The organism is Ruegeria sp. YTSA064 (assembly GCF_059610325.1).
Genome location: NZ_JBXWNK010000032.1, coordinates 1 through 1590, shown reverse-complemented (window position 1 = coordinate 1590; position 1590 = coordinate 1). Strand labels below are relative to the sequence as shown.

Sequence of the window (1590 nt, the reverse complement as noted above, 5' to 3'; positions counted from 1 at the left end):
GCAGCGAAGGTTTGCTCTGAGCCCAAATCGACGGATGCTGCGCTGGGGTTAAATGTCCGCTTTCAGCGAGCTAAATCGGCGGTTAGTCTTCCATCGCTTCATAAATGCCTGTTTCGAGTTTGTTTTTAATTACGCTTAGCAGGCGCCTGGCAGCTTGTTCATCGTATGATTTCAGATCTAAAAATTTCACAGCTGCTTCCAGTTCTGCGGCCGCTGCGGCTTTTCCTTTGGGGCCGAGACCTCTGATCTCTGGCGCCAATTTCTTAAACACCAACGACCGCAGCCTTAAGCGCATTTGATCCGCACCTTGTCCACCAGACGAGGTATTATAGTCGACACCGTCCGACCCACCCCCAACAGAGCCAGACGAGGTATTGTAGTCTACGCCGTCCGAACCATCCTCAACAGAGCCAGACGAGGTATTATAGTCGACACCGTCCGACCCACCCCCGACAGAGCCAGACGAGGTATTGTAGTCGACACCGTCCGACCCACCCCCAACAGAGCCAGACGAAGTATTATAGTCAACTCCATCTGCACCCGCCGCCGCACTCGCCGATGGTAGTGGTTGGGTTGGCTTTTTTCGGGCCGGTGGGTCCAGTTTTGAAAACGTCCCGTTTGCAAGCTTGGCCGTAAGCGACTTGATTAAACGCTTCGCGATATCGGCATCGAAGTTTTCTTTATCTATTGCTTTGGCGACTTCGTCCAACTCTGGCTCGGCTTGCGCACGCCCTTTTGGTCCGAGGTCGCGAACCAGCGGTGCAAGTTTACCCATGACCAATCGCACAAGTTTTTGTCGGTCGTCATCGTTGTCTTCGTCGTCTGCTAATATGGCGTTACCATAGTCAGCGGTGGATGTACCTAAAGCACCGGCGCTAGGTAATTTTTGGGTCGGTTGGCGAACCGGGGGTACAACAGAGGCTGCATCTTGGTCGTCAGACAACGAAGCTGCCATGTCAATATTAGCCACCTTTAGAGTGCAAATTCCGCTAAGTTGTTTGTTTAACTTGTCGAGAACCTTCCCTTTAATTTTGTTTGGGTCCTCTGCGCAAAGGGTCACCGTTTTACCTTTTGTCACGATCTTTCCGCGAGTTATTTTTTTTCCTGGTACCGAAACTTTCTCATCGTCGCCAAATGCTACGAGATGAAAGCTGTCTTTCAAAACCTTGTGGTTGGTCAGAATGAAATTAGTCGCACCACCCTTGGTTTTCGCGCCAAACGCTGTCTTTTCTTTGTCTTTCAACCTTTGATCCTTTCATGTCTGCCGCCCATTTCATTCAGTCACGCGTGTCATTTAATCTCAACAGCTTTCTCATAATGATGAAAGGTGAATGTGACTTTGCGAGTGGCTCCCTAGTTCTTCATAAATAATCTCTACTGAGGGCTCAAAAGTCCGTTGATCATTGACGAAGGGGTGAAAAATCGCAGCGGCCACAATAAGAGGCTACTTTCCATATTTCTTAAGCAGCAGATGCATCGGTTAAATGCGCTGCTGCATCCGCTAAGTCCCGACAAGCAAGAACGAAGTAGATCAAGCTTGATCTGAACGCGGAATTTGCGCCCATTGTGCTCAAGTTCGGTTTTGTCCGC

At 49.7% G+C, this 1590-nt stretch carries 1 protein-coding gene; it reads right to left on the bottom strand.

Annotated features, from left to right (window positions below):
- Positions 1–82 precede the first annotated feature (82 nt).
- Positions 83–1243 carry a hypothetical protein gene (locus AC2FI7_RS22780; RefSeq protein ID WP_010443322.1) on the bottom strand — a complete coding sequence of 387 codons (1161 nt, stop codon included), beginning with the start codon at positions 1241–1243 and terminating at the stop codon, positions 83–85.
- Positions 1244–1590 lie beyond the last annotated feature (347 nt).